A 25,687-nucleotide genomic window follows, 5' to 3' on the forward strand; every position below is an offset into this window, starting at 1 on the left:
TACAAAACGTTTTGTTATCTTACAGTTTTGTCATTTTTCTCATCAATGTATGATATTCTTCATCTTTTGCAAATTGGAACGTGAATGTTGTCCCTTCTCCTTCAGCCGATTGGACATACATTCCATGATGTAAATTATCGCAAATTTCCTTCGTAATATATAAGCCCATCCCAGTCGCTTCTCTCGTTTTACGTCCATTTATTCCCGTAAAAAATGGATCAAATATGCGCTTTACGTCTTGCTCTGGAATACCAATTCCATTGTCTTTAATATGTAATAACACCTTTTGATTTTTCTCTTCAATTTGAAATTGAATTTCTTTTTTCTCTGCCGCTGAAATTTTTGTATACTTGATTGCGTTTACAACAATTTGACCTATAGCAATACTCAGCCATTTTCTATCAGATGCAACCATACAAGTATCTTCTTCAAACATCACTTTCGGAAATACAGACGATTGAATAAAGGATTTCCGATTTTCATTAATAATCCCTCGCACGACATCTATAACATTTACTACTTCTACCTTATAATCTTTCGCAAACTGCTCTAGTCTTGCCATATGTAACGCTAAATCTAAACCATTTAGTATACGGTTATTTTCTTCACGAATACTTTCAACTGTTGCTCTTGCCTCACGATGCTCTTTGCCAAACTTTTGCAGCAATAATTCAATAACAGATACTGGTGTTTTCATTTGGTGAATCCATTGGTTCATAAATATCATTTGCTGTTGCTCTTTCGCATGCTGTTTATGAACTTCATTCATATATTGCTGTCTTAATAACGTAAAAGATTCAACGACCATTTCTTGCTCTGATGTATAAGATTCATCAATAAGTAAAGAGTCATGTAATGTATTTCCACCAGTAACATACTTTTCGATCCTCTTTAAAAACACACTCCGTTTTCGGTAATCGTAAATGAGGTATACAGTAAACACAACTGTTCCTAATAAAAGTCCATATAACCACGTACTCCAATCAATGGATTTCTTTTCTAAAAGACTTTGCAGCTGTAAAACGAGCCCAAATAAACAAAGGCTAACAATATAAGAAAGAATTAAAGAAAAGCGGTCCATAAGGTAATTTTTAACCTTCATGCCCTTCGCCCCACTCCGTAAAAAGCGCATAACCATATCCACGTTTCGTTACAATTGCATTTTTAATGCCTAACTCCTCTAGTTTCTTCCTTACACGCTTTACATTTACGGTTAATGTATTATCATCCACAAATGCTACTTCATCCCATAGAGCTTCTAACAGTTCTTCGCGCGTTACATATTGATTCACCTGTTTCATTAAACACTCTAATAAGTAAAACTCATTTTTTGTCAGTTCAGTTTGTTGTCCTTGCCACTCAACAATATGCTGAGACGGGAATAACAACAGTCCATTTACACCTAAACAATCACTCTCAGCGGCAGAAGCATACTCTCCGTAACCACGGCGAAGTGCACTCTTCACCTTTGCCATTACGATATCTAAATGGAATGGCTTCGTAATATAATCATCGCCGCCATTTTCAATCGCCATTACTTGATCCATTTCTCCTGTTCTTGCAGAAACAAAAATAATTGGTGCATTCGATACAGTACGAATTTGACGACACCAATAAAAACCGTCAAAGTACGGTAAATTAATATCAAGTAACACGAGATGAGGATTCACTTTTACAAACTCATCTTTTATTTGACGTAAATCACTTGCTCTAAATGATTGATAGCCATATCTTTCTAAATGCTCTTCTAATATTCCCGCGATTTTCTCATCATCTTCTACAATTAATATTTTATACATGTTCATTTTCTCCCCATAAAAAAATTCTTCTAAAACCACTCCCCTTTTTATTATAAATTGAAAATTTAATTAGTGGGGATTTTTTCCTATATAAATCCGATTTTTACGATATAAAAAAAGACTGCCGTATTTCGGCAGTCTTAATCGATAAATTCAAATTCATATTCAAGAATTTTTACAATATCTCCGTCTTTCGCACCACGTGCACGAAGCGCTTCATCAATACCCATTCCGCGCATTTGACGAGCGAAACGACGTACAGATTCATCACGTGAGAAGTCTGTCATTTTGAATGTCTTCTCGATATCGTAACCAGAGATAACAAACGTGCCATCACTTTCACGTGTAATTTCAAATTTAACACCTTCAGTATCAAATTTGTACATTACACTTGTATCAGACTCATCCGCAACTTCATGTATTGGGAATTCTGGTGTTGTTTCTATTAAGTTCGCTACTTCAAACAGTAAGTCACGAACCCCTTGTCTTGTTACAGCTGAGATTGGGAAGATTTTTACTTCGTCTCCCACTTTCTCTTTAAATGCTTGTAAGTTTTCTTCTGCATCTGGCATATCCATTTTGTTTGCAACAACAACTTGTGGACGCTCAGTTAAGCGAAGATTGTATTCTTTTAATTCATTATTAATCGTTACGTAATCTTCATATGGATCACGGCCTTCTAAACCAGACATATCAATAACATGCACGATTACACGTGTACGCTCAATATGACGTAAGAATTGGTGTCCAAGTCCGACGCCAGCATGTGCGCCTTCAATTAGTCCTGGAAGGTCAGCCATAACGAAGCTGCGGTTATCACCAGTTTCAACAACACCAAGATTTGGAACGATTGTTGTGAAGTGATACTCTGCAATTTTCGGACGCGCTGATGATACAACAGATAATAATGTAGATTTACCTACACTTGGGAATCCAACAAGTCCAACGTCTGCTAGTACTTTAAGTTCTAGAATAACATCACGCTCTTGACCTGGTTCCCCGTTCTCAGCGATTTCTGGCGCTGGGTTCGTAGCTGTTGCAAAACGTGAGTTACCACGGCCACCGCGGCCACCTTTTGCAATTACAGCAGTTTGTCCATGCGTTACTAAATCGGCAAGAATTTGACCAGTTTTTTCATCTTTTACTACTGTTCCTGGTGGAACCTTTACAAGTAAATCTTCAGATTTACGTCCGTGCTGACCTTTACTCATTCCGTGCTGACCGCGATCAGCTTTGAAATGACGTTGGTAGCGGAAGTCCATTAATGTACGTAAGCCTTCCTCAACTACGAAAACAACATCTGCACCTTTACCGCCGTCGCCACCTGCTGGGCCACCTTTTGGTACATACTTCTCACGACGATACGCAACCATACCGTTACCACCGTCGCCGCCTTTTACATATATCTTGACCTGATCTACAAACATTATTTCACCACACTTTTTTCAATTGGTTGTAATATAACTGAGACTTCTTCGTCTCGCACTGTATAAGAAATGGAATACCATTTATTGTTTTGGGTCGCAAGCCAATTCTGTAGTTCTTCTACACTCGTTAGCTTACCACGAAAATCAAAAAAGAAACGAGCATTATCCGCGTCACATTCAATTGTGATACAAACATAATTTTCAACATATACGTCTAAACTATGCTGAAGCATCGAGAAAAATTGATTCGTCCATGTACATACAGTCTCATCTAAGTGAGATAAGTTATGTAATTTCCCTAATACTTCGTACTCCAATAAGCACGGCTGCTGTTTCCAATTATATGTTAAAATCCACTCTGAAAATAAAGGCATTGATAGCCCCATCAGATTGGATTCTTGTCTCGCTTCTTGGACAAAACGATCGATGAGACTATGAATTTCTTCCACTTTTCCAAGGGAAAGGTTTCCTTTCACCATCTGCATACGATTGAGCCAATCATGTCTTGAATGGCGCAATGCATCTATAATTGTCCATTTTTCATTCATTTAGATACCCCTTAATATAGAAAAACTCTAACCTGCACTCAGGTTAGAGTTTTCCGTGAGTTCTTATGCTTCTTGAGCAACAGGATATACGCTCACTTGTTTGCGGTCACGACCAAGACGCTCAAAGCGTACTACGCCGTCAACTTTCGCGTATAAAGTGTCATCGCCACCACGACCAACGTTAACACCTGGATAAATTTTTGTACCGCGTTGACGGTAAAGAATTGAACCACCTGTAACCGTTTGACCATCTGCGCGTTTAGCACCAAGACGTTTTGACTGAGAGTCACGACCGTTCTTTGTACTACCTACACCTTTCTTAGATGCGAAAAACTGAAGATCTAATCTTAACATACGTTACACCTCCTGCACTTTTTCTATTAAACGGATATACTTTCCGTAATCAAGTTCGATCGTCTTAAGCGAAACAACTAATCCTTCTAAAAGCGTTTGTGCTTTTTCTGCTGTATGAACGTCTAAATCATTAGGCAATTCATACGTTAAGAATCCGCCATCACTTCCGAGTTCAATAGTTGCTTGCACATTACAAAGTTCTTCCACTGCATTTATAGAACCAAACACAACCGCTGTAGTTCCAGCACAGACAAGGTCTTGTCCATGTGGCGCATAATCGGCATGTCCAGTCATTTTAAATGATTGGATACTTCCTAATTTCGTGCGACTTATCGTAATTTTAATCATGTTAACCAGAATTAAGCGTTGATAGCTTCAACAACTAGCTTAGTGTAAGGTTGACGATGACCTTGTTTCTTACGATTGTTCTTTTTCGCTTTGTATTTGAAAACGATAATTTTCTTAGCGCGACCTTGTTTTTCAACTTTCGCAGTAACTGTTGCACCTTCTACAACTGGGCTACCAACTTTAACGTTTTCGCCACCAACGAAAAGAACTTTGTCAAAAGTAACAGTTTCACCAGCTTCAACATCTAATTTTTCAATGTAGATTGCTTGACCAGCTTCAACTTTAATTTGTTTTCCACCTGTTTCGATAATTGCGTACATACTTGCACCTCCTCTTAATTACTAAGACTCGCCAAAAACGAGGTAGACATAAATGCCTTTAGGGAACCTGTCTTGTGCGGTTGTAGCATATAGCCGTTTAGGTGCTATAAACTATAACATAAAGATGTTATCATGAATCATAGACGGTTGTCAATAAATGTTCTGCTAACTATTTTTTCCGCTCTACAATTTCTTTTTTACTTCCAAAACGAACGATAGCATACTTTTCGATATTATCATCTTTGAAATAAATTTCAAATGGAATATTTTTTTGTAATTCTTTTTGCAAAAACTGTTTTTGCAGTTCTTTAGGCGCAGCGATTAATACCGCTTCATCTTCTATATTGCCATATGTGATTAGTTCTCTCTCTAACTCATACGCAATTGTTTCATGCGACATCACATAACCCGTCGCTTTGCAAGGTACACACTCTTTTAATAATACGTCCCGTAAAGAATGCTTTTTACGTTTACGTGTCATTTCCAAAATCCCTAGCTCCGTAAAGCCGAGCACCCTTGTATATGTGCGGTCATCTTGCATAGCAGCTATAAGACATTCTCTTACCTTTTCTTTATCTTCTCTTTTTTTCATATTAATAAAATCAATTAATATCATACCACCAATATCACGAAGTCTTAATTGGCGTGCAATTTCTTCAGCTGCCATCTCATTTGTACGAAGTACTGTATCTTGTAAATTTTGTTTTCCCGTAAACTTGCCCGTATTCACATCAATTACAGTCATCGTCTCCATTTGTTCTACAATTAAATAAGCACCATTTGGAAGCCACACAATTTTTTGGAGTGCTTTCTCAATTTCACGCTCTATTCCAAAATGGTTAAACATCGAAGACTTTTCATTATAAAAAGATACTTTTTCTTTTCCAACTTTGTCTTCTAATTCTTTTACTATACTTCTTGTATCTACAACTACTTTTTCAATGGTTTCAATTGGATTCTCTTGAAATACACGATCTAAAAAGGTCGCCGGTCGATGAAGTAATAACGGCGCCTTTCCTTGGCCCTCTTTTCTTTTTAACTCTTCATACAACTGTTGTAACCCTTGCATTTCAGCTTGTATTTCTTCAATTGCTCCTTTTTCAGAAGCAGAGCGGAAAATGTATCCCCCCGTTCCCTCTATTTCAATTTGGAGTAACTGTTGTCTTCTTTTATTATTTTTTATTTTTCGAGAAACAGCGCGCATCTCATCAAACGGCATATAAACGACATATTTCCCGGTAAATTCTATATTCGCTGTCAATTTAGGCCCTTTCGTATCAATTGCCTCTTTTACAACTTGTACGAGTATCGCTTGCCCTTCATGTATACGATAAGAAGATGGTACATCATCGTATGAAAGGTAAGCATGTTTTTCTAAACCGATGTTTACAAAAGCTGCATTCATTCCAGCAATTGTTCTTACGACACGTCCAACATAAATATGCCCAACAATCTCTTGCTCTTCATTACGTTTCCATAAAAACTCAACAATTTTTTTCTTCTCTTCAATTGCAACCCGCTTTTCCGAACCAGCGTAATTCACATATAACGTTTTCAAAATTATTTCCTCACTTTATAATCTTCTTTGCTTTTACAATAATAAAAGGTTAGTGCTATCGTCAACACTAACCGATTAATTCTTCAACTGATGAAGTTGTTCGTTTTTCAGTAAAATATGCATAGAGCAATTCATTTTCATCCAATGTGTAATGCTCTTTATATTTTCCACGGACGATAATAGAATGCTTATATCCTCTACGAAATTTTGTGAAGATCGTATATAAACGATCTTCCGTTTGCACTTCAATAGGTGCAATCTTTTCGATTCCTCTTTTGTTTCCATAATAACGTTCTAATAAAAAACGCATAAATGCATACCGTCTTTGTTTCCACTCTTGATATAATGACACTGCTAAAAATATGAGTAGTACCCACATCATAATATTGTTACTATTCCAGAGTAACTGCCATCCTAATATTACACCAAAAAAAACACATGACAATTGCATCATCTTTTCATGTGCTTGTAAATAAGGGAAACGATATGATAATACATTAAACAATACTTTCCCGCCATCTAACGGCCAAATAGGGAGTAAATTAAATGCTAAAATAATTATATTATTCCACATAAAGAAATAATATAAATCTGTATTCAGCCAACCGGCTTCGAACAACATGTAACCTACCAGCATCATCCAAACATGTTGAATCGGTCCTGCAATTACGACAACAAGTTCCTCTTTCAATGACTTATTACCATGTTCCTCAAGCTCGGCCACGCCACCAAACGGCAAAAGCTGAATTCTTTTTATACGCCAATTATAGTGTGCTGCTGCAAAAGCATGCCCAAGTTCATGAATAAGAACAATACAAAATAACAGTAGTAACTCTTTAAAACGCGCAGTAAAAATACCAATGACAATAATAACCCAAAATAATGGATGCACGGAAATTTTCGTTAAAACGTCCCTATATTTAATCAAATGATATCACCTGGATCGGATCAATAAATTTTTCATTCTTTTTTATCGCGAAATAAAACTTTCCATTTTTATCATTTGTATCATTACTTACCGTTCCAATTTTTTGTTTCTTTGAAACGTAATCATATAATTTCACTGACATATCGTTTAAGTTTGCATACCATGACTCCGTACCATCTGCATGTTGAATTTGAACTGTATTTCCAAGTTCCTCTTTCTTGCCTGCAAAAACAACTAACCCTTCATTTACTGACTCCACTTTTGCATTTGTAGCTGTTTGGACAAATACACCTTGGCCATTTTTTTGAAACCCTTGCATTACCTTTCCAGAAGCAGGAATTGCATAATCTTTTTGCTGAATACTTCCTTCTTTTTTCTCGTTCGGCGAATAGAATACGAGCGGTTTTCCAAATTGCTTTTCGTACCATTTCGCTACAGTAGCAAACTGAAATTCCTCTTTCATCACTTTTTCTGTAACAGCTTTAGCTCCATTGAATGAAGAAGGAGCATTCTTATATAAAATAGCAACCGAAAGAACTAATATTGCTGATAATAAAACTTTGAAGAAAAAGACTTCCTTTCGAAATAAAGGATGCATTTCCTTTTCTCCATCTTCAATAAATACCGCTTCACTATCAAAATTCCCTCCGTTAAAATACTGCTCTTCCTCCATCCTTTCTTGCTCGGCCTTCCTTTTTGCAATCCGCTTTTTAATTTCTTCTACGCGTCTATTCTTCATACTGTCTCCTTTCTTTCGTTAAGCTAATTTCATTAGAAACAGTTGTATACAGTTTGTACATATGTATGAGCTAAGAAAGAAAGATATTCGTGTGAAGAAAAAAGAAAGCACCTCGCATATGTGCGAAGTGCTCTTAACGGATTCCAAAGAAGTTTTTCACCTTTGCAAATACCGATACCTTTTCTTGTTCAAATGCTTGTAATGGTACATTCTCACCTAACAAGCGTCTTGCAATATTACGATAAGCCAACGCTGCTTTTCCGCTTGGTTGCAACGCCACAGGTTCACCTGTATTTGTAGCTCGAATAACTTCATCGTCATCTTCGACAACACCAAGAAGCTCGATTGACAATGTACGTACAATTTCATCAACATCTAACATATCCTGTTCATGAAGCATATGACTACGTACACGGTTAATAACAAGTTTCGGTGGTTCAATATCCTCTTTTTCTAAAAGCCCAATAATACGATCCGCATCGCGCATTGAGGATACTTCTGGAGTCGTAACAACGATTGCTTTATCCGCACCAGCTACCGCATTTTTAAATCCCTGCTCAATCCCCGCAGGACAATCGATTAATATGTAATCATAATCTTGACGTAATACTTGTATTAATTCATCCATTTGTTCAGGTGTTACCGCTGATTTATCACTCGTTTGTGCTGCAGGTAATAAATAAAGATCATCAAAACGTTTGTCTTTAATAAGAGCCTGAGGTAAACGGCAACGCCCTTCAACGACATCAACAAGATCAAATACAATACGATTTTCCAGCCCCATTACTACGTCTAAATTTCGAAGACCGATATCTGTGTCAATTAAGCACACTTTCTTTCCAGATAACGCTAGGGCCGTACCAATGTTCGCAGATGTAGTAGTTTTACCTACTCCGCCTTTTCCAGATGTAATTACTATTGCCTCTCCCACAGCTATACAATTCCCCTTTCTAACTTTGTTAAATTAGGTCTAAGATGAGTGAGAAGTTGCAGGCGATCGACAACAATGTGATTGTTCTCATTAATATACGCACATTCTGCCGCCTCCGCTCCGTCTTCTTTCTCTTCCGGAGCCCGCATTGCCACATCACTAATTCGAAGTTGCATCGGGTTCATAACAGATGCAGCGATTACAGCATCCGAATCCCCATAATACCCAGCATGTGCAATTCCTCTTAATGATCCTACGACAAAAATATTCCCCCCAGCGATAACCGTTCCGCCTGGATTAACATCTCCAATTAACAACAAATTTCCTTTTACATGTAAAACTTGTCCAGAGCGAACAATTTTGGAAATAGGGACAATTTCTGTTTCTTCTTTCCAAGCTATTGCTTCTGCTTTAGTGATAACATCACTTTCAATTGAATCCACAACAAGATTCTTTTTATTACGAATTAACGTACGAATCTCTTCTTGTTGGACTTCTGTTAAATAACGATTTCCTACTTTCACATGCACTTCAATTAGAGAGCGTCCATCACCGTCGTAGTAATGTGTAGAAAGTTTTTCGTCTAATTCCACCAATAATCCTGAGAATGAACAACAATCATCTAAATGAAGCGTTATCCCATCTTTTGTCCCTTTTATCGTTACATTTTGTTGCTTTTTTTCTTCCACTAAAGTTCACCCCACCGATTCAATTCGACATAAAATTAGAAAATCCTTTTTTCTTTTTCTTCCATCGCTTTTGAAAGACGCACTATATATCGTCTCAGTGGGAAACAAACTATCAATAAGAAAATAGCATTTAACAATAAAGTAGAAAGGAGACGATCTGTGAAAAAGACATACGCTGGCATATGAGTACGTCCTAATAAAGTTAAGAATCCATACACATAATACTCTAGTGCTACAACACTAGCTAATATGATAGAAACAACAATAAATAAATTCAATTGTAGTACTTTCATCACACTATATACTAAATAAGCTAAAATCGGATAAGCAAAAATATATATCCCGACAAGTTCTGTGTATACGGTATCAAATAAGAAGCCAAATAATAGTCCGTAATAAATCCCTTGGACCGGACTATAATACACTGTAATAAAACATAATACGATTATAAAGAAATGCGGTGCTGCTATGCTGTCTTTCCAAAACACATCCGTTGGAACAACAGTAGCAAACATATTTTCAAATAGAAACACAAAAAGGAGCAAAAGAGGAAGAGCTGCTCTTTTTAATATCTTCATCATCTCTTCTTCTCCTCCTATTCTAATGGCGCTGAAGGTGTTGCACGTTTAGCAACCGTAATATGCTCTACGTCATTTAAATCAGCGGCAGGTTTTACATAAGCTGTTTTTGTTAAGCCATATGCATCCGGCTGAACTTCAACGATTTTTCCAATTACAAGACCTTTCGGGAAAATATCACCCAGTCCAGATGTTACAACTAGTTGATCTTTCTCTACCGGTGCATCAGAGCCAATCTTTGTGAAAAGAAGTAATTGCTTTTCTTTGTCATAACCTTCAATCAATCCAAAGATTTTCTCTTGCCCTTGTACAATAGCAGAAACGCGATTTGTTCGGCTCATAGAACTTAGTAATTCTACTGATGATGTAAACTGAGATACACTTTTCACTCTTCCAACTAACCCTTGTGAAGTTACTACAGCCATATCTTTTTTAATTCCTTGCTGTGCCCCTTTATCAATTCCAATTAAATCGTACCATTTATCTGGATTACGAGAAACAACAGTAGCTGGAATTTCAGTATACCCGCTATTTAACTCTTTTTTACCAGTTAGCTCTTGTAGCTTCTTGTTATCATCTTCTAATTGTTTTACTTTCCCTGATAGACCTGCATAATTATCTAATTTTGCTTTTAATTCTTTATTCTCTTCATACGTGCGCTTTACATCCTCTACATTTTCGAAGAATCCAGCTACGTATTTCGCTGGCTTTTGGAATACACGTTCTACAACACCGACAGTATCTTTAACAAACTGCTCTGGCCATGTTAAACTGTTCCGTTCTTTCAATGAGATTCCAATCAATGCCACGAGAAGAATAATACTAACCAACAAAACAATTAATCTTTTGTTTAAGAAAAACTGTGGCACGTTCACACCCTCTTAATTTCACTGATTTTTATTTTGCAATATTATCGAGCAGCAGTTTTGAAAAGATCGATATTGTCTAATGCTTTACCTGTTCCAATTGCTACGCAATCTAATGGATCTTCTGCAACAAGAACTGGCATTTTCGTTTCTTCACTAATTACTTTATCTAAATTACGTAGTAATGCCCCGCCACCTGTTAATACGATACCGCGGTCCATAATATCAGCCGCTAATTCAGGTGGAGTTTTTTCTAACGTATTTTTAACTGATTCTACAATCGCATCTACTGTATCTTTTAATGCATCTGCAATTTCTTCTGGCTGAATTAGTACTGTTTTTGGTAAACCACTTACTAAATCACGACCGCGAATTTCCATAGGCTCGATACCTTCGGGCTCGCCTGCAGAACCAATTTCTAATTTTAATGCTTCAGCTGTTCTTTCACCGATCATTAAGTTATAGCTTTTCTTAATGTACTGAATGATTGAATCGTCCATATCATCACCAGCAACACGGACTGACTGGCTTGTTACAATACCACCTAGAGAAATAATTGCAACTTCTGTTGTACCACCACCGATATCAACAACCATACTACCAGTTGGTTCCCAAACAGGTAAGTTTGCACCAATTGCTGCTGCAAATGGCTCTTCGATAGGATAAGCATCACGAGCACCCGCTTGACGAGTCGCATCGATTACTGCACGTCTTTCTACAGCTGTAATACCAGATGGTACACATACCATTACATACGGCTTACGTGAGAAGAAACCGTTTGATTTTTGAGCTTGTTGAATGTAATATTTCATCATTGTTGCAGTTGTTTCGTAATCAGCAATTACACCGTCTTTCATCGGGCGAAGTGCCACAACGTTCCCTGGTGTACGACCAATCATTTGTTTTGCGTCGCTACCTACAGCAACGATTTGTTTCGTATCAGTTTGTAACGCCACTACTGAAGGTTCACGTAAAACTACACCTTTTCCTTTTACATATACAAGCGTGTTCGCAGTTCCTAAGTCTATTCCAAGATCGCGAGTAAATCCACCAAATCCAAACATATTATTTATCTTCCTTTCTTGTTTTCACGGACTCATTTTTTCTTAATTTATATTATAAAAACAGTACGTTTTTTATATCTTTATCCTTTTTGTAGATAAATTTCTACAAAAAACTCATAAATCACATTATAAAACAAAATAAGTAAAAAGCATAGTCTTAAATATGACCTTTTTCCTTTAAACTCACGAATTTATGGTCACCTATTATAATATGATCAAGCACTTCAATTCCGATAATCTGGCCGCATTCTACTAAGCGTTTGGTTACTTCAATATCTTCACGGCTCGGCGTGGGATCTCCTGAGGGATGGTTATGAAGACATATGATAGAGGCTGCTGCACGACGGAAGGCTTCTTTAAAAACTTCCCTCGGGTGTACAATTGACGTGTTTAAGCTTCCAATAAAGATCGTTTGCCTATGTATAACTTGATTTTTTGTATTTAAATATAAACAAACAAAATGCTCTTGTTGTAAAAAACGCATTTCTTCCATCATGTATTTCGCACAATCTTCTGGACTTCGAATACTATATCTATTTTGATATTCTAAACGTACCATTCTTCTGCCTAGTTCAAAGGCTGCCATAAGTTGCGATGCCTTTGAAATCCCAATACCATGTATACTAATTAGCTCTTCTAATGTTGCATCTTTCAACATACGTAAGCCATCAAATTGGTGTAAAATTTTATCTGACAACTTTAAAACTGTTTCTTCTTTAGAACCTGTTCTGAGTAACACTGCGAGAAGCTCTCGATTTGATAAACTTCCAGCACCTTCTAACAATAAACGCTCCCGTGGCTGTTCTTCTCTTACAACATCACGAATACCGTTCATCTCTCCACCCCTTTATTTGTTCTCTCAAAGAAAACCCCATGCAATTTTACGCATGGGTTACATCAATATCAAATTGTTTTAATTCCCGAACGAGACGTGCAATTGGTAAGCCAACTACACTATAGTAGTCCCCTTGAATATTTTGAACGAAAATAGATCCTTTACCTTGAATCCCATAACTACCGGCTTTATCAAGAGGTTCTTTCGACGCGACGTATGTATCAATTTCCTCTTCTGTTAACTCCCAAAATGTAACTTCTGTACGCTCATAAAAAGTAACCGTTTTTTCTTTTGCTATAATCGCAACACCTGTATACACTTCATGTGTTTTCCCTGATAGTAATTGTAACATCTCTTTCGCCTCATCCTCATTAGAAGGCTTACCAAGAATACGCGACTCATATGTAACAATTGTATCCGCACCTAACACAATGTGATCACTATTATTTTCTGCCACCGCTGATGCTTTTTGCAAGGCAAGTGACATTACAATATCAGAAGGCGATGAATATGCACCAATTGTTTCCTCTACTTCACTTACAACGATTTCAAATGGCACACTAGCTAACTCAAGTAATTCCTTCCTCCGAGGTGATCCTGAAGCTAAAATTATTTTTCTCATATTTTCTCCTTCCTTTCTCACATGAAGCAGAACAATTTATATTAATCGTATCAAAGGAATAGTTTGCCCACAAATGAAAGAAATATTAATTTCTCTAACTAAAATAAAACTTCTTTATTGCATACGATTATATTCCCGTCATAGAGAAAGCACTTTGCTCTAAATTCAAAAGAAAAGAAAGAAGTACATGTACTTCTTTCTTACTCATTTTATTATCCTATCATTTCACTTTCTACGAAACAATTTTTTCATACGAGAGTAAACCATCAATAATAACTTGATTTAATTTCGCCAAAGATTCCTTATCCACCTTTCCATCTTTTACTGTTTGTACAGCTACCGACGTATACATATACAGTTTCTTTGCTTCTTCTCGTTTCATACTTTCCCCTTCTTTTTCAACCTTTTTCCATTCTTTTTCAATTGCTTCTATATCTTTTGGGCTGCTTTTTCCACCAACTTGTACGCTAGAAGCATATTTTGCTAAATGAGTGTATAATGGCTGCACTTTTGTTAAAAATGTCCCTACTTCTTTATCATCTTTCAGCAATGCTTTATCTGTTATATCCCAGCTCTTTTTTAAAACGGAGACACCATCATTTTTATACTTAGTCATTAATTGATTTATAGACTGTTCATCGCTAGCAATACCAACAACTATTGCATACTTATCACCGCTCGGTCTCAAAGCACCAATGCCCCCATTGCCTTTCCATTCTTCAAGAGCTGCCTGTCCCTTTTCTTCAGAAGAATAAAGCCCCCCTTGAACAAAAAATAATTTCATCGGATCCAATGACGTTCCTGTCTGTGCTTTTTGTTTTTCTTCTTTCGGTGCTGGTGTTTGTTCTGCCGTTCCACCCACCTTTGATTCTCCATTTCCAGTCGGCCTTGAAGCTGTCACTTCACTTCCTCCTGTCGTTCCTTGTCCAGTAAGTAAATGAAGCATCCCCATTCCAAACGCCGTACCGATAATGATTGCAGTTGCAACGATTAGAATTAATGTATTACTCCACTTCTTTCGGTATTTTTCCACAGACATTGATTTCGCTTTTTGAAACGGAACAACATTTTTCGGTCGTTCACTTTCTACTACCATCCATTCAAATTCATCTTTCTTTTTTTCCTCATACTTCGCTTCTGTTCCATTCACTTTCACTGAGATCGTTCGTGATTGCTTGTCCATACACTCACACCTCACCTCTTATCGTTGTCCGCATCATATCATATTCATTTCATAAAAAAACGAGATATTTGTCAGAGGAATTCGCCAAATAACCCTATATATTTATCTTATATGTATGCATTTGACTTCATTTGTAGAACAAAAAAACTAGATAGCAAAGACTATCTAGTTTTTCTCGCGAATATATTTTAGTACTTCAGAAATGAAATAAAGAGAACCCGTTATGATAAAAACATCATTTTCTGCTATCATTTCAACTTTTGTATCAATTGCCTCTTTCCAATTTTCAAAAACTAATTTTGATTCTTTCTGTGAATATGATGCAAGCTTATCAGCAGAAATAGCACGATCAAAGGCGAATGTTGTAAAAATAATTTCATCTGCAATGGTTTCTAATTGGCCTACCATGTTATGTAATTGTTTATCACCAAGGGCAGTAAATAACACTATTACATTTTTATCTTTGTAATGCGCTTCTACTGTTTTCACAAGGCTTTCGATACCTTCTGGATTATGAGCACCATCTATAATAATATCCGGGTTACTTTGCAACTTTTCAAAGCGCCCAATCCAATATGCTTCCAGTAATCCCGTTCTTATTTCCTCTTCTTCAATTAAAAATGATAAATATGTTTTTACATACATTACTGCCATAAGTGCTAACGCTGCATTTCCTACTTGATGAATGCCTTTCATTGAGATTTGCAAATCTTCAAATGCGGAAAAAGGACAAGTAAAATCAAACTGTTCCCCATCTTCATTAGACTGTTTATGTAACGCTGTAAAATGCTTGCTAAGTTCGTATAAGTTTGCATGGTTTTCCTTTGCAACATTTTGAATGACTTGCAAAGCTTCTTCATCTTGTACACCAGTAATTACCGGCACGCCAGACTTAATAATCCCCGCCTTTTCATATGCAATTTCCCCTAGTGTATTTCCTAAAATATGCATATGATCGTGACCGATATTCGTAATAATCGTGAGGACAGGGTGTATAACATTGGTAGAGTCAAAACGTCCACCAAGCCCTGTTTCAAATAAAACAACATCACAGAAATTGACTTTACCGAAATAGCAAATCGCCATAACAGTAATAATTTCAAACTCTGTCGCTTCCCCTAAATCCGTTTCATCTAGTTTTTCAACGACTGGTTTTACCATCTTTACAAGTTCAGTAATCTCTTCGTCTGCAATTGGTGTTCCATTCACACTAATGCGTTCATTAAATGATTCGATGTAAGGAGAGGTAAACGTTCCTACCTTATATTTCGCGCCTTCTAACATGTAACGCATATATGTTAACGTTGAACCTTTTCCATTTGTACCAGCAAGATGAACACATTTTATATGACGCTCTGGATTTCCAAGTTCTTCTAACATCCATCTCATTCTTTCTAATCCTGGCTTAATTCCAAATTTCAATCGGCTATGGATCCACCCTATCGCTTCTTCGTATGTATGTATCACGTATATTTTTCCCCTTTCAAAAGACAACTTTCATAGTTCTATTATACGCAAAGAAAAGAGACTCACCAATATAGTGAGTCTCTAAAAACATTTTTACTTTTCAAGATCTGCTAGACGTTGACGAACTGCTTCGCGTTTTTCTAGGTAATCTTGCTCTTTCGCACGCTCTCCTTCAATAACCGCTGCAGGAGCTTTCGCTACGAAACCTTGGTTAGAAAGTTTCTTCTGTACACGTTCTACTTCTTTATCGAACTTCTCAAGTTCTTTCTCAAGACGAGCTCTCTCTTCATCAAGATTGATAAGATCAGCTAACGGTAAGAATAACTCTGCACCTGATACGATTGCAGTCATTGCTTTTTCTGGCGCTTGTAAGTCCGTTTGAATTGTTAATTCGCTTGGGTTACAGAAACGCTCAATGTAAGAGCTGTTTTTCGTAAGTTGAGCAAGTACAGCCTCATCTTTTGCTTTAATTTGCATTTGAACTTTTTTGCTCATTGGCGTATTTACTTCTGCACGGATGTTACGAACAGAGCGAATGATATCAACTAGAAGGTGCATTTCTGCCGCAGCTTCCGTATCTTGTAAATCTTCGCGAACTGTTGGCCACGCAGCTACTGTAATAGACTCGCCTTCATGCGGTAAATGTTGCCAAATTTTCTCTGTTACGAATGGCATGAATGGGTGTAATAGACGCATTGTTCGATCTAATACGTAAGCTAAAATAGAACGAGTTGTTTTCTTAGCTGCTTCATCTTCACCGTATAGTGGAAGTTTCGCCATTTCAATATACCAATCACAGAAATCGTCCCAAATGAAGTTGTATAATGAACGACCAGCTTCACCGAACTCATATTTATCCATGTTACGTGTTACGCTTTCGATTGTTTCGTTTAAGCGAGTTAAGATCCACTTATCTGCTACTGATTTTTCACCAGTTAAATCGATTTCTTCATACTTCATATCATCCATGTTCATTAATACGAAACGTGATGCGTTCCAAATTTTATTAATGAAGTTCCAAGTAGATTCTACTTTTTCCATGCTGAAACGTAAATCTTGACCTGGTGCACTTCCTGTTGATAAGAAGAAACGCATTGCATCTGCACCGTACTTCTCGATAACATCCATTGGATCAATACCGTTACCAAGAGATTTACTCATTTTACGACCTTGCTCATCACGAACTAAACCGTGAATTAATACATCTTTAAATGGACGCTCTCCTGTAAACTCTAAACCTTGGAAAATCATACGAGATACCCAGAAGAAGATGATATCATAACCCGTTACTAGTGCATCTGTTGAATAGTAACGTTTGAAGTCTGCTGAATCTTCATTTGGCCAACCAAGTGTTGAAAATGGCCATAACGCTGAACTGAACCATGTATCAAGTACGTCATTATCTTGATTCCAGTTTTCAATATCTGCTGGTGCTTCTGTACCTACGTATACTTCACCAGTTTCTTTATGGTACCAAGCTGGAATACGGTGTCCCCACCATAATTGACGAGAAATACACCAGTCATGAATATTTTCCATCCAGCGTAAATATGTGTTTTCAAAACGCTCTGGTACGAACGTTACTTTTTCTTCTTCTTTTTGTTGAAGCGCTACTGCTTTTTCAGCAAGTGGAGCCATTTTTACGAACCATTGTGTTGATAAATAAGGCTCAACAACTGCACCGCTACGCTCACTATGACCTACTGAATGCATATGTGGCTCGATTTCTACTAATACGCCAGCTTCTTGTAAGTCTTTCACTAATTCTTTACGGCATTCGAAACGATCCATACCGTTATACTTACCAGCTTTTTCGTTCATTGTTCCATCTTCGTTCATTACTAAAATGCGTGGTAAGTCATGACGGTTACCTACTTCAAAGTCATTCGGGTCATGAGCTGGTGTAATTTTTACAACGCCCGTTCCGAAATCTTTTTCTACGTACTCATCAGCAATAATCGGAATCTCACGGCCTACGATTGGAAGTGTAACTGTTTTTCCGATTAAATGTTTGTAACGATCGTCTTCGGGATGAACTGCTACTGCTGTATCACCAAGCATCGTTTCTGGACGAGTTGTCGCAAGACGAATGTGACCAGAACCATCTGTTAACGGATAGTTCATATGGTAGAATGCACCTTGAACTTCTTTATGAATTACTTCAATATCAGAAAGAGCTGTGCGTGTTGCTGGATCCCAGTTGATGATATATTCACCACGGTAAATTAAGCCTTTTTCGTATAATTGAACGAATACTTTATTAACCGCATCTGATAAACCTTTGTCTAATGTGAAGCGTTCACGAGAATAGTCTAGTCCTAAACCAACTTTTCCCCATTGTTGACGAATGTGAGAAGCGTATTCTTCTTTCCACTCCCAAGCTTTTTCAAGGAATTTTTCACGGCCAAGATCGTAACGTGAAATACCTTCTTCACGAAGTTTTCCTTCTACTTTCGCTTGTGTTGCGATACCAGCATGGTCCATTCCTGGAAGCCATAGCACATCGTATCCTTGCATACGCTTCGTACGAGTTAAAATATCTTGAAGAGTTGTATCCCAAGCATGACCTAAGTGTAACTTACCAGTTACGTTCGGAGGTGGAATTACAATTGTATATGGCTGTTTCTTCTCGTCTCCTGTTGCTTCAAAATATTTGCCTTCAAGCCACCATTGATAAAGGCCTTCTTCAACGGACATATGATCATATTTAGTTGGTAAATTCTTTTCCGTGTTTGACATTATTTTCCCTCCTTAAAATAAAAAATGTCCCTCATCCAAAAAGGACGAGGGACATCGCGGTACCACCTTTATTTACAAACAAATTCATAATTTGCTTATACTCTTAATTTGATAACGGACAAATCCGTCTTTTCCTAATAAGAACTATTCCGTTCAGAAAAGATGCTCCAGGGCTACCTTCTAACATAACTATCTAGAGAATCTCCCAGCTAATGATTCTCCTCTCTGAAGACGTTTCATGTTATACTCTTCCCCTTCAAGGCATTTATATGATTGTTAATTATTATATACAATAGTGTAAAAAACGAAACCTTATTCGTCAAGATAAATTTAAAACTACAGCTTTTCGTGCAAAAAAAAGAAGATAAGTAGAATCCTCTACTTATCTTCTTTCCCCCGCTATTTGCGGGCAGTAAGACCTCCACCTCAAAACTCAACTGAAGCAAAGAAGTTAGATGGGAGCCCTGGTGCCCGTAAACGCCCAATTGGTGAAGGCTAATCATCAGCGGGGAATGCCTTTACTTTATCCGTTCCCTTGCTGGGCAGCTTGTAATTGTGACAGGAAATATTCTATATTGCTAACGAGCCAATGCGATTGTTGCAAACTCTTTACTCCGCGCAGTTCATTTTCCTCGTTGCGATTATCTCTTCTTTTCTTATAGGACTGGATTTGCCGAATAAATTGCGATGGATACGTCATATACGCAAACATAAGTAGTTGCTCTTCTTTCGTAAAAGGGAAATTTTTTTGATACATTTGAAACCATTCAAACCGATCACTTCTTGCGATTGGATATGTGTTTAAAGACCGTGAATAAAAACCTACTATATCTTGCACAGGCGTTGCAAACTTCGATTTTTCTAAACTAATAAAATAGCCATTCCGCTCATAGTCAAATAAAAAATGATTAAGTGACACATTACCATGCACAAAAGTAATACGCGTTTTCTCTTTTTCTTTCATCGCATCGTTCCACTCATTTAATTGCTTCGTTGCAAATTCACGCGCTCTCATTACATGATGATAGTACGTACAATATTGCAATTCAAACGGGGACATATACCATTTTGATTCAGATTCTACGAGAAACTCTTCTAACATCTCACCATCATTTTCCCAACGATCGGATATACTTGTATAATGTTTTTCTAAATCTTCTTCCGTATACGTTTCTTCCTTCACAGTTTTTTGATGCAACGTTCCAAGTGTCTGAAACATTTTATGGTATTGATCATTGTCCTCACCGTTTCCTTCTGCACGTTCTAACCAAGGCATTAAATAATAATTATACGTCCCGTCACTTAAAATATAACTTCCATCCGTCGCATGATATATAGGTACATAATTTGAAAAACCTTTCTCCTTCAAATATTGAATATGATGCAGAAAGTTATTCCGCTCTAACTTTCTGCCTTCTATTTTCTTGAGTGCATATGGACCTTGATTCGTATAAATTTTCATTACATTTCCGTGCTCTTCCATATGCTGCGTATCCAATCTATATTGCCTCACAATAGGTTCATAGTGATTTCGCAACTCAATATCCATACGAATAACCCTTTCTATTCAAAACATAGCCTCTAAGAAAGGAAGTGAGTGAAAACACTCACTTCCTTATTTCGTCTTTACCCTTGAAACGGGAATATAAATAATTTGCCCCGTATTTAAAAATATATCTTCTGTTTGATTGACACGGTATAAATTTTGTACAGACGTTTCATAACGGTCTGCAATAGATTCAATTGTATCCCCTTCTTGCACGAAATACATTCTTAACTTTGTAAATTCTTCTTCCGGTTCTTTCGTAAATAGTTTTGTTAAATAAAGCGCATTTTCATCTCGCTGTGAGTACTCTTCTTCTTGTTCTTCCTGCTTTTTCGCTTTTTCTTTCTTGAAATCTTTTCGTCCGAACAGTTCAAATTGCGGCGTTGTTTCTTGCTCCTCTTCACGTTCCACAAATTCATGTTCTTCTATTTTCTCTTCTTCTAATTCCTGCTCTTTTCTTTCCTCTAATTGGAACGGTTCAAATGCGTAATCTTCCCACTCATCTGATTCCTTATATGCTGGTTCTTCTACATGCGGCGCCGGTCTATTTTCATCCTCTTGCGCTGAATCTTCTTCTAACTCAGCATACACCGTTTCTTCCTCTTCAACTTCATCCTCGCCTCTCTCTTCATCACACAAACCGGTAATAGATATATCCGCTAATAATTGTAAGCAACCATTTTCCTTTAATTCATAATCAAATTCCTCGATTGATACATATAGCTCTTCAATTACTTTCACTCGATTTCTCGGAATTGATATTTCAAGTGGAAAGGAATGAACAAGTTCATTAACCCCATCTTCTCTTGTTTCTACATAATCAATTGACTTTGCTGGCGATAGTTCTCTTAATGAATACGCCGAATCATCTTTTCGTGCAACATACTCTCCGGTTAAATCTAATTGTCCTCTCACGATTACTTCATGATCAAGCTCTTCTATCTCAACGTCTGGATCTAACGAAATTGACAAAAGTTCTTCGACTTCCTGTCCTTTTTGGAACCACACAGATTCTTTTAATGAAAATCGTAATGAATGATCTGCAGCCACTTCTTTTCCCCCTCCCAAACTATATGTCATTACAGATTTATGTGCAGAAAGCTTACTTTATGAATAAAAAAAATCGCTCCCCTTATGGAGAGCGATTTTCTCTAATACATTACGCTTTTAATTTTGACATTGCAATTTCAGCTGCTGCAATCGTCGCTTCAATATCTGCATCACTATGTGCTGTCGATAAGAATAAACCTTCGAATTGAGATGGCGGTAAGAATACACCTTGTTCTACCATTTCACGATAGTAAGCCGCAAAGAATTCTAAGTTTGAAGATTTTGCTGCATCGTAATTAATAACGGGTTCATCTGTAAAGAAAATACCAATCATAGAGCCTGCACGGTTAATATGGTGCGGAATGCCATGTTTTTCAGCTGCTTTACGTAATCCAGCTTCTAACATTTCAGCTTTACACTCAAATTCTACATATGATTCTGGCGTTAACTGTACTAACGTTTCATAACCTGCCGCCATTGCAAGTGGGTTACCTGATAAAGTACCAGCTTGGTAAATCGGTCCGCTTGGCGCAACTTGGCGCATAATTTCCGCTTTACCACCGTATGCTCCTACCGGTAAACCACCACCGATTACTTTACCTAAGCATGTTAAATCAGGCGTTACGCCATAATAACCTTGGCCACAATTATAAGCTACTCGGAACCCTGTCATTACTTCATCAAAAATAAGCAATGCACCGTTTTGTTCTGTTACTTCACGAAGACCTTCTAAAAATCCAGGCTGCGGAGGAACAACCCCCATATTTCCTGCTACTGGTTCTACAATTACACAAGCAATATCATCACTGAATTGTTCAAACGCGTATTTTACGCTTTCTAAATCGTTATAAGCTACTGTAATCGTATTTTTCGCTACACCTTCTGGTACACCAGGACTATCTGGTAAACCTAAAGTCGCCACACCAGAACCAGCTTTAATTAATAACGAATCACCATGACCGTGGTAACAACCGATAAATTTCAAGATTTTATTACGACCTGTATAACCACGAGCTAAACGTAGTGCACTCATTGTCGCTTCCGTTCCAGAGTTAACCATACGCACAATCTCAATTGATGGCACGCGCTCAATAACAAGTTTTGCTAATTTATTTTCAATTTCTGTTGGTGCACCGAAGCTTGTACCTCTTTCAGCAACAGATTTTAACGCTTCTACAACACGATCATTTGCATGACCATGAATTAAAGGACCCCATGATAATACGTAGTCGATGTATTCATTCCCATCGATATCATATACTTTAGAGCCTTTTCCACGCTCCATAAACAACGGATTCATCCCAACAGACTTAAAGGCACGAACCGGGCTATTTACGCCACCAGGCATTAAGTCTTGCGCCTCTTCAAACGCTGCAATTGACTTATCAAACTTTTTCATTATTTAGCGCCTCCTTCTTGTAACCATCTTGCTGCATCTTTTGCATGATACGTAATAATTAAATCTGCTCCTGCACGTTTCATACTAATTAATTTTTCAAGAACAACTTCTTTTTCATTAATCCAACCATTTTGCGCTGCCGCTTTAATCATCGAATATTCACCACTTACATTATAAGCGACAACTGGTAAATTAAAGTTATTTTTCACATCACGAACGATATCTAAGTAAGAAAGAGCTGGTTTTACGATTAAGAAATCTGCACCTTCCATTACATCTGATTCTGCTTCACGGAATGCTTCCATACGGTTTGCCGGATCCATTTGATATGTTTTACGGTCACCAAATTGCGGTGCACCGTGCGCAGCATCACGGAATGGTCCATAAAATGCTGATGAATATTTCACAGCGTACGACATAACTGGCACGTGTCCAAAACCATTTTCGTCTAATGCATGGCGAATTGCTGTTACAAAGCCGTCCATCATGTTTGATGGCGCAATAATGTCCGCTCCTGCTTTCGCTTGACTTACAGCTGTTTTCGCAAGAACTTCAAGAGACTCGTCATTTAAAATAATACCATCTTCAATTACACCGCAATGACCATGGCTTGTAAATTGACATAAACATGTGTCTGCAACTACTACTAGCTCAGGGAAATCACCTTTAATTTGCTGAATAGCACGTTGTACAATTCCATGATCACAATATGCTGATGATCCAACTTCATCCTTTTCAGCAGGTAAACCAAATACAATAACAGAACGAATACCTAAATCAACAACTTCTTGCATTTCAGCTTGCAATAAATCTAAAGACATTTGATATACGCCTGGCATAGAAGGAACTTCATTACGAACATTTTCACCTTCTAATACAAAAATAGGGTAAATAAAATCTTCCGTATGTAAAAACGTTTCACGCACAAGCGCACGCATGCCCCCGCTTTGTCTTAAACGACGATGACGATTAAATTGTAAAGAGTTCATAGATTTCTATCCCCATTCTTTCATTTTATAGATTCACAAACACATTGTAGTAATGCTTCTACAGTGTACTCTTTCGGCACAATAACAGACGGAAAATAAAGACTTGCCTCTTTTTCCGTAATAGGTCCTATACAAGCAATTGTACATTTTTTTGTCCATTCTCTCCAGTTTGTACCCTCAAGTAAACGAACAAAACTAGTAACAGTTGAAGGGCTCGTAAATGTAATAATGTCTACTTTCCCTAACTTCAATGCCGCTATAAGCTCTTGCTTTTTTTCTATATTCACTTTCGTACCGTATACGGTTAGCTCATCTAGAGAAACACCAATTTCCCGAAGTGCAACCGGAATTACCTCTCTTGCTAAATTCCCTTTCGGAAATAAAATACGTTCATTTCCACTTAATTCTTTTAGAAACTCTTCTGCAAATGCTTCTGCAACAAATGAAGTCGGAACAAAATGAACTTGATAGCCCCTTTTTTCTAACTCTAATTTTGTTTTCACACCTACCGCAGCGATTTTAATGGTTAGTGGTAGTTTCTTTTTTAAACTATCTAGAAAAAAAGCTACACCATTTCTGCTCGTAAAAATAACCCAGTCGTATGAATGTAGCTGCTCTTCAATATGTTGAATTTGCCTATGAGACATACCTTCCATACGCAAAAGCGGAATTTCCAATGGAATTCCGCTCTTTTCTTTCACTGCTACACTCATTTGTTTCGCTTGATGCTGGGCACGTGTAATCAATACCGTTTTTCCAGCGAGAGCGTTCATATTTATTGTTGCTCCTTATTTGCAGCAAGAATGAGTTCTTGGGCGCCTTGCTTAATTAAACGGTCCGCGGCCTCTAATCCTACTTCCTCAGGATTAGTACCCACTACTGTCTCTTTTAATAAAACAGAGCCATCCATAGAGCCGACAAGAGCTGTTAATTCGATTGCATCGTTCTCTGTAAGAGTTGCATATCCAGCAATTGGAACTTGGCATCCACCTTCAAGTTTATGAAGAAATACTCGCTCCGCTGCCACTGTTCTTTCTGTTATCGTATCATTAATATGCGCTAACAATTGCAATAAATCCTTATCATCCTCACGACACTCAATCGCTAATGCACCTTGTCCTACAGCAGGTACACATAACGTTTCATCTAAATGTTCTGTAATAACTTCATCATCCCAGCCCATTCTTTGTAATCCAGCTGTCGCTAAAATAATCGCATCGTAATCTTCTTCTTTTAATTTACGTAAACGTGTATCGATATTCCCGCGAATCCACTTAACTTGTAAATCTGGTCTCGCAGCGAGTAGCTGTGCACTACGTCTTAAACTACTCGTACCTAAAATAGCACCTTCCGCTAACTCTTTAAACGATGCTCCATTTTTTGAGATAAAAGCATCACGAGGGTCAACACGCTTTGGTGTACAACCAATCATTAAACCTTCTGGAAGTACGGCTGGCATATCTTTCATACTATGTACAGCCATATCGATTTCTTTCGTAAGTAGCGCGTGTTCAATCTCTTTTACAAACAAGCCTTTGCCGCCTACTTTTGAAAGAGTAACATCTAAAATAACATCACCTTTTGTGACAATTTCTTTCACTTCAAATTCATATGGTAGACCTAGGGCTTTTAACTGATCAATAAACCAGTTTGTTTGCGTTAATGCTAGTTTACTCTTTCGTGATCCTACAATAATTTTGCGCATAAT

At 37.5% G+C, this 25,687-nt stretch carries 26 protein-coding genes and 2 other annotated features; all 26 genes read right to left on the reverse strand.

The window, feature by feature from the left end:
• Nucleotides 1–19: 19 nt before the first annotated feature.
• Complete coding sequence (locus GBN78_RS03405; RefSeq protein WP_000865401.1) at nucleotides 20–1,102, reverse strand: HAMP domain-containing histidine kinase; 1,083 nt, start codon at nucleotides 1,100–1,102, stop codon at nucleotides 20–22.
• A complete protein-coding gene (locus tag GBN78_RS03410; protein ID WP_001986640.1) occupies nucleotides 1,092–1,799 on the reverse strand; it encodes a response regulator transcription factor in 708 nt (235 codons plus the stop codon). The genes GBN78_RS03405 and GBN78_RS03410 overlap by 11 nt, the downstream gene beginning before the upstream one ends.
• Nucleotides 1,800–1,939: 140 nt before the next feature.
• On the reverse strand, nucleotides 1,940–3,226 hold the full coding sequence (obgE, locus tag GBN78_RS03415; RefSeq protein WP_000497128.1) for a GTPase ObgE: 1,287 nt from the start codon (nucleotides 3,224–3,226) through the stop codon (nucleotides 1,940–1,942).
• Complete coding sequence (locus GBN78_RS03420) at nucleotides 3,226–3,774, reverse strand: sporulation initiation phosphotransferase B (protein ID WP_001003584.1); 549 nt, start codon at nucleotides 3,772–3,774, stop codon at nucleotides 3,226–3,228. The genes obgE and GBN78_RS03420 overlap by 1 nt, the downstream gene beginning before the upstream one ends.
• A 63-nt stretch (nucleotides 3,775–3,837) precedes the next feature.
• Nucleotides 3,838–4,128 (reverse strand): 50S ribosomal protein L27, encoded by a 291-nt coding sequence (gene rpmA / locus GBN78_RS30070; RefSeq protein WP_000944958.1) that lies wholly within the window; start codon nucleotides 4,126–4,128, stop codon nucleotides 3,838–3,840.
• Nucleotides 4,129–4,131: 3 nt separating this feature from the next.
• Nucleotides 4,132–4,476, reverse strand: a complete 345-nt coding sequence (locus tag GBN78_RS30075; RefSeq protein ID WP_002001054.1) for a ribosomal-processing cysteine protease Prp — start codon at nucleotides 4,474–4,476, stop codon at nucleotides 4,132–4,134.
• A gap of 11 nt (nucleotides 4,477–4,487) precedes the next feature.
• Nucleotides 4,488–4,796 carry a 50S ribosomal protein L21 gene (gene rplU, locus GBN78_RS03430; protein WP_000270907.1) on the reverse strand — a complete coding sequence of 103 codons (309 nt, stop codon included), beginning with the start codon at nucleotides 4,794–4,796 and terminating at the stop codon, nucleotides 4,488–4,490.
• A gap of 14 nt (nucleotides 4,797–4,810) precedes the next feature.
• Nucleotides 4,811–4,888: a sequence feature (ribosomal protein L21 leader region), on the reverse strand.
• A 77-nt stretch (nucleotides 4,889–4,965) separates the two neighbouring features.
• The gene (locus GBN78_RS03435) at nucleotides 4,966–6,354 is read right to left on the reverse strand and encodes an Rne/Rng family ribonuclease (RefSeq protein WP_000855488.1); all 1,389 of its coding nucleotides are present in this window, start codon (nucleotides 6,352–6,354) and stop codon (nucleotides 4,966–4,968) included.
• 67 nt (nucleotides 6,355–6,421) lie between these two features.
• Entirely contained in the window at nucleotides 6,422–7,282 is an 861-nt protein-coding gene (gene spoIVFB, locus GBN78_RS03440) for a stage IV sporulation intramembrane metalloprotease SpoIVFB (protein ID WP_000599054.1), read from the reverse strand.
• Entirely contained in the window at nucleotides 7,275–8,021 is a 747-nt protein-coding gene (gene spoIVFA, locus GBN78_RS03445) for a stage IV sporulation protein SpoIVFA (protein WP_000797471.1), read from the reverse strand. Before spoIVFA ends, spoIVFB begins: the two co-directional genes overlap by 8 nt.
• A 133-nt stretch (nucleotides 8,022–8,154) precedes the next feature.
• Complete coding sequence (gene minD / locus GBN78_RS03450) at nucleotides 8,155–8,952, reverse strand: septum site-determining protein MinD (RefSeq protein WP_000503309.1); 798 nt, start codon at nucleotides 8,950–8,952, stop codon at nucleotides 8,155–8,157.
• A gap of 2 nt (nucleotides 8,953–8,954) precedes the next feature.
• On the reverse strand, nucleotides 8,955–9,641 hold the full coding sequence (minC, locus tag GBN78_RS03455; RefSeq protein ID WP_128267119.1) for a septum site-determining protein MinC: 687 nt from the start codon (nucleotides 9,639–9,641) through the stop codon (nucleotides 8,955–8,957).
• 35 nt (nucleotides 9,642–9,676) lie between these two features.
• On the reverse strand, nucleotides 9,677–10,222 hold the full coding sequence (gene mreD / locus GBN78_RS03460) for a rod shape-determining protein MreD (RefSeq protein ID WP_000975766.1): 546 nt from the start codon (nucleotides 10,220–10,222) through the stop codon (nucleotides 9,677–9,679).
• Between the two features lie 14 nt (nucleotides 10,223–10,236).
• On the reverse strand, nucleotides 10,237–11,088 hold the full coding sequence (gene mreC, locus GBN78_RS03465) for a rod shape-determining protein MreC (protein ID WP_001135488.1): 852 nt from the start codon (nucleotides 11,086–11,088) through the stop codon (nucleotides 10,237–10,239).
• 41 nt (nucleotides 11,089–11,129) lie between these two features.
• Entirely contained in the window at nucleotides 11,130–12,149 is a 1,020-nt protein-coding gene (mreB, locus tag GBN78_RS03470) for a cell shape-determining protein MreB (protein WP_000466736.1), read from the reverse strand.
• Between the two features lie 157 nt (nucleotides 12,150–12,306).
• The gene (gene radC / locus GBN78_RS03475) at nucleotides 12,307–12,984 is read right to left on the reverse strand and encodes a DNA repair protein RadC (protein WP_001013391.1); all 678 of its coding nucleotides are present in this window, start codon (nucleotides 12,982–12,984) and stop codon (nucleotides 12,307–12,309) included.
• Between the two features lie 46 nt (nucleotides 12,985–13,030).
• Nucleotides 13,031–13,606, reverse strand: coding sequence for a Maf family protein (locus tag GBN78_RS03480; protein WP_001226291.1), 576 nt, complete (start codon nucleotides 13,604–13,606; stop codon nucleotides 13,031–13,033).
• A gap of 232 nt (nucleotides 13,607–13,838) precedes the next feature.
• Nucleotides 13,839–14,789 (reverse strand): stage II sporulation protein B, encoded by a 951-nt coding sequence (locus GBN78_RS03485; RefSeq protein WP_152126944.1) that lies wholly within the window; start codon nucleotides 14,787–14,789, stop codon nucleotides 13,839–13,841.
• 165 nt (nucleotides 14,790–14,954) lie between these two features.
• Nucleotides 14,955–16,256 (reverse strand): bifunctional folylpolyglutamate synthase/dihydrofolate synthase, encoded by a 1,302-nt coding sequence (locus GBN78_RS03490; protein WP_128267122.1) that lies wholly within the window; start codon nucleotides 16,254–16,256, stop codon nucleotides 14,955–14,957.
• Nucleotides 16,257–16,349: 93 nt separating this feature from the next.
• Nucleotides 16,350–18,995 carry a valine--tRNA ligase gene (locus tag GBN78_RS03495; RefSeq protein WP_152126946.1) on the reverse strand — a complete coding sequence of 882 codons (2,646 nt, stop codon included), beginning with the start codon at nucleotides 18,993–18,995 and terminating at the stop codon, nucleotides 16,350–16,352.
• A 37-nt stretch (nucleotides 18,996–19,032) separates the two neighbouring features.
• Nucleotides 19,033–19,264 (reverse strand) — a binding site (T-box leader).
• A gap of 254 nt (nucleotides 19,265–19,518) precedes the next feature.
• Nucleotides 19,519–20,544, reverse strand: coding sequence for a spore coat protein YsxE (gene ysxE, locus GBN78_RS03500; protein ID WP_000350658.1), 1,026 nt, complete (start codon nucleotides 20,542–20,544; stop codon nucleotides 19,519–19,521).
• 66 nt (nucleotides 20,545–20,610) lie between these two features.
• Nucleotides 20,611–21,621 carry a stage VI sporulation protein D gene (gene spoVID / locus GBN78_RS03505; RefSeq protein WP_128267123.1) on the reverse strand — a complete coding sequence of 337 codons (1,011 nt, stop codon included), beginning with the start codon at nucleotides 21,619–21,621 and terminating at the stop codon, nucleotides 20,611–20,613.
• Between the two features lie 79 nt (nucleotides 21,622–21,700).
• A complete protein-coding gene (hemL, locus tag GBN78_RS03510; RefSeq protein WP_128267124.1) occupies nucleotides 21,701–22,990 on the reverse strand; it encodes a glutamate-1-semialdehyde 2,1-aminomutase in 1,290 nt (429 codons plus the stop codon).
• Entirely contained in the window at nucleotides 22,990–23,979 is a 990-nt protein-coding gene (gene hemB / locus GBN78_RS03515; RefSeq protein WP_152126949.1) for a porphobilinogen synthase, read from the reverse strand. Before hemB ends, hemL begins: the two co-directional genes overlap by 1 nt.
• Before the next feature lie 20 nt (nucleotides 23,980–23,999).
• Nucleotides 24,000–24,752 (reverse strand): uroporphyrinogen-III synthase, encoded by a 753-nt coding sequence (hemD, locus tag GBN78_RS03520; protein ID WP_000992348.1) that lies wholly within the window; start codon nucleotides 24,750–24,752, stop codon nucleotides 24,000–24,002.
• 2 nt (nucleotides 24,753–24,754) lie between these two features.
• Complete coding sequence (hemC, locus tag GBN78_RS03525) at nucleotides 24,755–25,684, reverse strand: hydroxymethylbilane synthase (protein ID WP_001226402.1); 930 nt, start codon at nucleotides 25,682–25,684, stop codon at nucleotides 24,755–24,757.
• Nucleotides 25,685–25,687: the final 3 nt, after the last annotated feature.

This window comes from Bacillus sp. B2-WWTP-C-10-Post-4 (assembly GCF_009183805.1).
Classification (GTDB): Bacteria; Bacillota; Bacilli; order Bacillales; family Bacillaceae_G; genus Bacillus_A; species Bacillus_A cereus.